This is a genomic window from Nocardia caishijiensis NBRC 108228 (assembly GCF_001612825.1).
Classification (GTDB): Bacteria; Actinomycetota; Actinomycetes; order Mycobacteriales; family Mycobacteriaceae; genus Nocardia; species Nocardia caishijiensis.
Genome location: NZ_BDBE01000041.1, coordinates 178,557 through 185,427, shown reverse-complemented (window position 1 = coordinate 185,427; position 6,871 = coordinate 178,557). Strand labels below are relative to the sequence as shown.

Below are 6,871 nucleotides of genomic sequence, written 5' to 3'. Positions count from 1 at the left end.
AAAAACACAGCCCAATACCTTTATGGTGCACAAAACCCCCAGATAGCGCGATGCGGCTGGAATCGCGGTAGGTGGCGGCCTCGAGTGATGCCGCGTGCTCGAGAATGCGGCAGGAGCCAACCTCGATTCGTTCCGTGTGGCCACGCGCGGTAGACATCCACACGCGAGCCATCCCAATCCGCGAGAGCTTCGACAAACCCCCATCGCGCACAATTGCTACAACCGAACCCTCCCCACCAGATTCAGTTACACCCCAGCACTGCAACATATCTTCGAAGCACACCCCCCGCTCCGAGCATCCCAACACTCCGCTCGGTGAGCTCGGCCTGCCACACGCCCAAGGCGGCGTCGAGCGCCTCGAGGCTGCCCGCGGCGCGAACCTGAGCGACAACCCTCGCGATGTGGTCCAGACGGTAACCACCGCGCCGCAGAATCGTCGCCAGTCGAGCATCGCGACGGTCGGTGGAGTCGTACTGCCGGTAGCCCGTACCCGAATCCCGCATCGGGGACAGGATGCCCGCCGCCTCCCAGGCCCGCAGCGTAGCGGGGCTGAGACCCAGGTGGGAGGCGAGTTCACCGATTGTGTACACCGCCGCGGGATCCGCTGTCGGCGACGGTGATTCGAGACCGAGGTGGTCCACCGCGCGACGGACCGAGGTGAGGGTTTCGCGATCTTCCAGGAGACGGACGTGGGCGCGGTCGACCTCGGTGAGAGCGGTGTCGAGGTCGTCGTCGTGCAGCGCGCGCATCATGCGGCTCGCGGCGACGTGGCCGAAGGCGGGGACGAGGGTGAGGTAGGCGCGGAGGGCGGCGGCGTGCAGGTCGGTGTAGACGCGGTAGCCGGAGGGGGTGCGGTCGGCGGGTGGGAGGCAGCCGTCGCGTTCGTAATTGCGCACCGCCTGGGTGGAGATGCCGTGCTCCTGGGCCAGATCCGACGGCCTGAGTTTCCTCACGGTTTGAGACTTTACCTGGCTCGAGACCCTATAAACGCTGATCAGCTTTACACCGTTTCTTCAACGATACGATATATCCACATGAGTCAGAGAATCGGGGACTTCCTCCCCTCCACCTGCGAGCTGCTCGCGTTCGGCGAACCCACGCACAAAGAACCGGGTTTCGCCACCATCCGCAACGACGTGTTCGGTGACCTGGTCGAGCGAGGGTTCCGCTCCATCGCCCTGGAAATCGACCGGGCCGCCGCGCTCGCCGTCGACGACTACGTACGCCACGGTGTCGGCACCCTCGAGGAGGTGATGACCACCGGGTTCACGCACGGTTTCGGCGCGTTCGACACCAATCGACAGCTGGTGACATGGTTGCGCGCCCACAATGCCGGTCTGCCGCCCGAGGACCGCGTGCACATCCACGGTTTCGACGGCGCGATGGAGACGATGTACGCGCCGAGCCCACGCCGGTACCTCGAATACGTCTGCGACTACCTGGAACTCGACCTCGGCGTCCGCGAGTCGGCAGGCGAGGACGACCGCTGGAACCGCACCGAGGCGATGATGGACCCGGCTCGCTCGGTGGGTGCCACCGCCGACGCCGAACGTCTGCGCGTCATCGCCGACGACCTGTCCGTGCGCCTGCACGCCGCGGCACCGGAACGGATCGCCGCCACCTCACTCGACGAATGGCGCAGGGCCGCAGTGCATCTCACCACGGGCATCGGCCTGTTGCGCTATCACGCGCAGGCGGCCACCCCGCTGCCCGACGCGGACCGCTGGTCGATCCTGTCCGCCACCCGCGATGCCTTGATGGCCCAGAATCTTCTCGACATCCGCGGTGTCGAGAGCTCACGTGGTCCGACGCTTGTCTGCGCCCACAACCTGCACCTGCGTCGCACCTCGAGCATCATGCGGATGGGGCCGATAACGCTCACCTGGTCGGGAGCGGGGGCCATCGTGGCCGCCTTGATGGGGGAGCGCTACCGAGTGATCCTCGGCAGCCTCGGCCGAAGCACCGGCCTGGAACTCGGCGAACCCGAGCCGGATACGTACGAGGGTGCTTTCCAGAAGTCCACGCCCACTTGGGGATTCGTGGCCGCCGAAGCGCTCGGGGTTGCCGAAACCCGCACAGACACCCGACCCGAACAGGGCTACTTCCCGCTGGACCCCGACACGGTCGCGGGAGCGGACGTGATCGTGCACCTGGCGGAGGGCAGCGCCACCAGTCTCGCCAACTGGGCGTGACCCACCCGTCGGTCTGACGGCAGCGTCATCGGTCCCGTTGGTCGATCACCAGCTCCTCGCGGTGCGCCGGGAGGCACTGTCGCGGGGATTCCGTCGACCGCACCCCGGCGGCTTGCCACCCGGCCCCGGCACTGGGGGACGACCAGGGCGGCGGTGCGGCCGCCCTGGAGTCAGGTCGCCTGGCTCACCGACGACATGTGGAAGTCGGGAATCCGCAAGGGCGGCATGGCCGTCCGGGTGAACCAGTCCTTCCATTCGCGGGGCAAGGTGATCTCGGTCGCGCCCGCCTCCGACACCCGGCGTAACAGGTCGAGGGGGCTTTCGTTGAAGCGGAAGTTGTTCACCGCGCCGGTGACCCGGCCGTCTTCGACGAGGTACACCCCGTCGCGGGTCAGGCCCGTGAGCAGCAGGGTGGCCGGGTCGACCTCGCGGATGTACCACAGGCAGGTGAGCAGCAGGCCGCGTTCGGTGCGGGCGATCATCTCGTCCAGAGTGGCATCACCGCCGCCGGTGAGCAGCAGGTTCTCGCCGGGAACCGTGGCGGTGGTGCCGAATTCGGCGGCGGTGGCGCGCGGGTAGATCAGTGACTCGATGGTGCCGTCACCAATCCAGTCGACGCGCCGCGCGGACAGGCCGTTGTCGAACACCGACAGTGACTCCGACGACGACGGCGTCGCCACGAACGGCTGGTACTCCAGGCCACCGGCCTCGGGGTCGGAGTACAGGGTGAGCGGAATGTCGGTGAGCCGCTCACCGACCCGCGTGCCACCGGCACGGGAGAACGCGGTGTGCCCTTCCTGCGCACCGCGTCCCTCCATGCTCCACGCCAGGTAGATCATCAGATCCGCGACCGCCGAGGGTGGCAGCAACGTCTCGTACCGCCCCGCGGGCAGGTCGATACGCCGGGCGGCCCAATCGAGCCGTCGCGAGAGTTCCGCCAGCAGGCCCGGCGTGTCCACGTCGGCGAAATCCGGGGTGCCGACACCGACCCAGGCACTGGCGAGACCGCTGCCCTCGCCACGCTTTCCGTTGATCTCGACCGAGCCGGTGGGCTGGGTGAACCGGCGTCGGATGCCCGTGGAGGTGCCGAGCCAGGTGGTGTGTACCTGGTGGTGGGCGAACCCGTAGAGCCGATCACCGCCGTCGAACCCGGTCGACAGATCACGCGCCAGCCCCGCGAACACCTCGATGCCGGTGCTGCCGGGCTCCTGGTCCCAGGTGGCGATGTCGTCCTCGGTGGGGTCGAGCAGCGGCATCGCGTCGCGGGCTGGTTCGGCCGTGCGCGCAGCCTCCTCGCTGGCCCGCACCACGTCCGCGATGTCGGTCGGGTCGACACTGGTCGAGGAGATCGAACCCACGCGAGCCGAGTTCGGTCCGTCGCGGAAGATCGAGATCACCGCCCACGACCGCGACACCGACGAACCATTGGTGGTCATCGAGTTACCGGCCCACCGCAGCGAGGCCTCGTGCGCGTCGGTGACGATCACGATCGCCTCGTCGGCCACCGATGCGGCGAGTGCCCGCTCGACCACCGCCCCGGCTGGGAACACACTCGCGCTCACTGGCCGCCCTCCGTCCGGGTGTTGAGGATATTGACGCCACGCACCAGTACCGACGGGCAGCCGTGACTCACCGCCGCCACCTGACCCGGTTGGGCCTTACCGCAATTGAACGCACCACCCAGCTGCCAGGTGCTCGGCCCGCCGACCGCCTCCATCGATCCCCAGAAATCGGTTGTCGTGGCCTGATACGCCACGTCACGCACCTGACCGGCCAGCTCTCCGCCGCGGATCCGGAAGAAGCGTTGCCCGGTGAACTGGAAGTTGTAGCGCTGCATGTCGATCGACCACGACTTGTCACCCACCACGTAGAGACCGTCCGCCACCCGCGAAATCAGCTCGGCGGTGCTCGTGTCGTGGTCGGGGTCCGGTTGCAGCGACACGTTCGCCATCCGCTGGATGGGCACGTGGTGCGGTGAATCGGCGTAGGAGCAGCCGTTGGAGCGGTCGAGACCGAGGCGCGGGGCGAAGACGCGGTCGAGCTGGTAGCCGACCAGGATGCCGTCGCGGACCAGGTCCCATCGCTGGCCCGCCACGCCCTCGTCGTCGTAGCCGACGGTGGCCAGGCCGTTCACCTGCGTGCGGTCACCGGTGACGTGCATGATCGGGGTGCCGTAGCGCAAGGTGCCCAGCTTGTCGGGGGTGGCGAACGATGTTCCCGCATAGGCGGATTCGTAGCCGATCGCCCGGTCGTACTCGGTGGCGTGCCCGATGGATTCGTGAATGGTGAGCCACAGGTTCGTCGGATCGATCACCAGATCGGTCGGACCGGCGACGACCGACGGCGCCTTGACCTTTTCGGCCAGCCAGCCGGGGATCCGCGCGAGTTCGCCCGCCCAGTCCCAGGTTCCGTCGGCACCGGTGACGTACTCCCAGCCGCGCCCGGCGGGGGCGGCGAGGGTGCGCATGGTCTCGAACACCCCGGACGTGGCGTCGACGGTCACCGCCTCCAGCTGCGGATGCAACCGCACCCGCTGCTGGGTGATCGACGATCCGGCGGTGTCGGCGTAGAAGGTCTGCTCCTTGACCTGCAGTACCGACGCGGTGACGTGGTCGACGCCGTCGGCCGAGGACAATCGCTGCGAATAGTCCTGCAGCAGCGCCACTTTGTCCGCCGTCGGCACCGCGAACGGATCGAGATCGTAGGCCGACACCCAGGACACGTCGTCGTAGCGCGGTTCGTCGGCCAGTTCCACCCGTTCCCGATTCAGCGACCGCAGGGCCGTCGCGACGGTCACCGCGCGCCGGGCCACTTCGGCGGCGGTGTCGGGGGTGAGCGCGGCATGCGAGGCGAAACCCCAGGTGCCGTCGACGATCACCCGCACCGCCAACCCGAGTTCGGTGGCATCGGTGACCGCCTCGACTCGCCCGTCGCGCAACCGGATCGACTGGGTCACCAATCGGTGCACCCGCAGATCGGCGTGCTCGGCTCCGGCCGCGCGGGCCGCCGACAGCGCGGCCTCGGCCAGCGCGGCGAGCCCGAGCGCGCGGAACTCTTCGTCCACCTCGTGCGAAGTCGTGGTACTCACCGGACCTACGCTAGCGGCTGCCACCGACACGTGCCGACGGTGCGCGTGAAAACCGGGTCGTGGCAGCGACAACCGTGACGCGCTGGCCCCGATCCTCCCGCCGGAGAACCTGCCGATGCCGTAGGGTGCCCGCCGTGCCGCCATCTGCCCTCCGCGATCGAAAAAGGGAACGGACCCGTCGTGCGATTCTGCTGGCCGCCGTCGAATTGTTCGAGGCGGCAGGCTATGAGGAGACCACCGTCGCCGAGATCGCGGCCGCGGCCGAGGTCGGCACCCGGACCTTCTTCAACTACTTCGCCAGCAAGGAAGAACTGCTCTTCCCCGAACCCGACGACCGGGTGCGCGCGGCCGTCGCCGCCATCGCCACCCGCAGGCCGGGGGAGCGACCCGTCGAGGTGCTACTGCGCGCACTGCGCGCCGCGGGCGACAACCCCGGCGAACACCTCGTCGACGATCTGGGTGCTCGCATCGCCGCCCTGCGCGCCCGGGTCTCGCGCACCGTGCCCTCGGTGAGTGGTCGCGCCGCCCACGCCCAACTCGTCGCCCAGCGCGAGATCGCCAGGCAACTGCACCTGGCGTTTCCCCACGAGCTCGACGAGGTCGGTGCCGCCGCGTTGGTCGGTGCCGTGGTCGGTGCGGTCTCGGGCGCGTTGACGGTGCTGTTCCAGCAACCCCAGCACAGCATCGACGACGGCGAACGGCTGCATCGCAAGATCCACGAGACGACCTCGCGGGTGCTGCAACCGTGGCTGGCCGCCCAACCCGACGCGGTGCGCTAGGCGAACTGCTGCCAGCCCAACCGCACCACCATCACCACCACGACGACGAGCAACACCACCCGGACGAACCCGGCGCCCTTGGCCAGTGCCATCCGCGAACCGACCAGGGCACCGGCGATATTCGCCACCGCCATCCCCGCGCCGAGCCCCCACAGCACGTGCCCGGTGGTGCCGAGGAACAGCAGCGCACCGACGTTGGACCCGCAGTTGATCACCTTCGCCATCGCCGCCGCCCGCACGAACTCGGTGCCGAGCAGCGTGGCGAAGGTGATGATGAGGAACGTTCCGGTGCCGGGGCCGAGCAACCCGTCGTAGAGGCCGATCAGGCCCGAGGCGAGTGCGACGACCAGGATCACCTTGCGTCGCGTCGGCGGGTGCGTCGCCATCGTCAACCCGACCTTCGGGCGCGCCGTCACGAAGATCGCCACGCCGACCAGCACGACCATCACCATCGGGATGAACAGTTCCCGGTCGATCAGCGACACCGCCGCCGCACCGCATGCGGCGGTGATCGCGGCGATGACCGCACCGGGCACCAGCACCTTCCACTGCATCGGTACCTTGCGCGCGAAGGTGAGCACCGCGGTCGTCGTCCCGGCCAGCGCCGCCAGTTTGTTGGTGCCGAGGGCGGTCTGCGGTGCGATACCGGGGGCGACGAGCAGCAGGGTGGGCAGGATGATCAGCCCGCCGCCGCCGACGACCGCGTCGACCCAGCCCGCCGCCGCCGCGGCCACCAGTAGCACCGTCCAGTCTCCGAGTTGCACCCGACAAGGCAATCAAGATCACGGCCGGAAAGCCAGCAGACACCTAGG

6 protein-coding genes are annotated in these 6,871 nt (G+C 68.7%); 2 read left to right on the top strand and 4 right to left on the bottom strand.

The window, feature by feature from the left end; all coding sequences use genetic code 11:
• Positions 1–242: 242 nt before the first annotated feature.
• Positions 243–953 carry a MerR family transcriptional regulator gene (locus NC7_RS24315; protein ID WP_067986991.1) on the bottom strand — a complete coding sequence of 237 codons (711 nt, stop codon included), beginning with the start codon at positions 951–953 and terminating at the stop codon, positions 243–245.
• Positions 954–1,034: 81 nt separating this feature from the next.
• On the opposite strand from NC7_RS24315, the gene NC7_RS24310 reads away from it, so the two are divergent.
• Positions 1,035–2,192, top strand: coding sequence for an erythromycin esterase family protein (locus tag NC7_RS24310; RefSeq protein WP_067986989.1), 1,158 nt, complete (start codon positions 1,035–1,037; stop codon positions 2,190–2,192).
• A 170-nt stretch (positions 2,193–2,362) separates the two neighbouring features.
• On the opposite strand, the gene NC7_RS24305 is transcribed toward NC7_RS24310, so the two are convergent.
• Positions 2,363–3,754, bottom strand: coding sequence for a TldD/PmbA family protein (locus NC7_RS24305; RefSeq protein WP_373861269.1), 1,392 nt, complete (start codon positions 3,752–3,754; stop codon positions 2,363–2,365).
• A complete protein-coding gene (locus NC7_RS24300; protein ID WP_373861271.1) occupies positions 3,751–5,256 on the bottom strand; it encodes a TldD/PmbA family protein in 1,506 nt (501 codons plus the stop codon). Before NC7_RS24300 ends, NC7_RS24305 begins: the two co-directional genes overlap by 4 nt.
• Positions 5,257–5,414: 158 nt before the next feature.
• Between NC7_RS24300 and NC7_RS24295 the strand changes: the two genes are divergently transcribed.
• A complete protein-coding gene (locus tag NC7_RS24295) occupies positions 5,415–6,059 on the top strand; it encodes a TetR family transcriptional regulator (RefSeq protein WP_303745828.1) in 645 nt (214 codons plus the stop codon).
• Here the strand turns inward: NC7_RS24295 and NC7_RS24290 are convergent.
• Positions 6,056–6,823 carry a TSUP family transporter gene (locus NC7_RS24290; protein WP_067986985.1) on the bottom strand — a complete coding sequence of 256 codons (768 nt, stop codon included), beginning with the start codon at positions 6,821–6,823 and terminating at the stop codon, positions 6,056–6,058. The genes NC7_RS24295 and NC7_RS24290 overlap by 4 nt on opposite strands.
• Positions 6,824–6,871 lie beyond the last annotated feature (48 nt).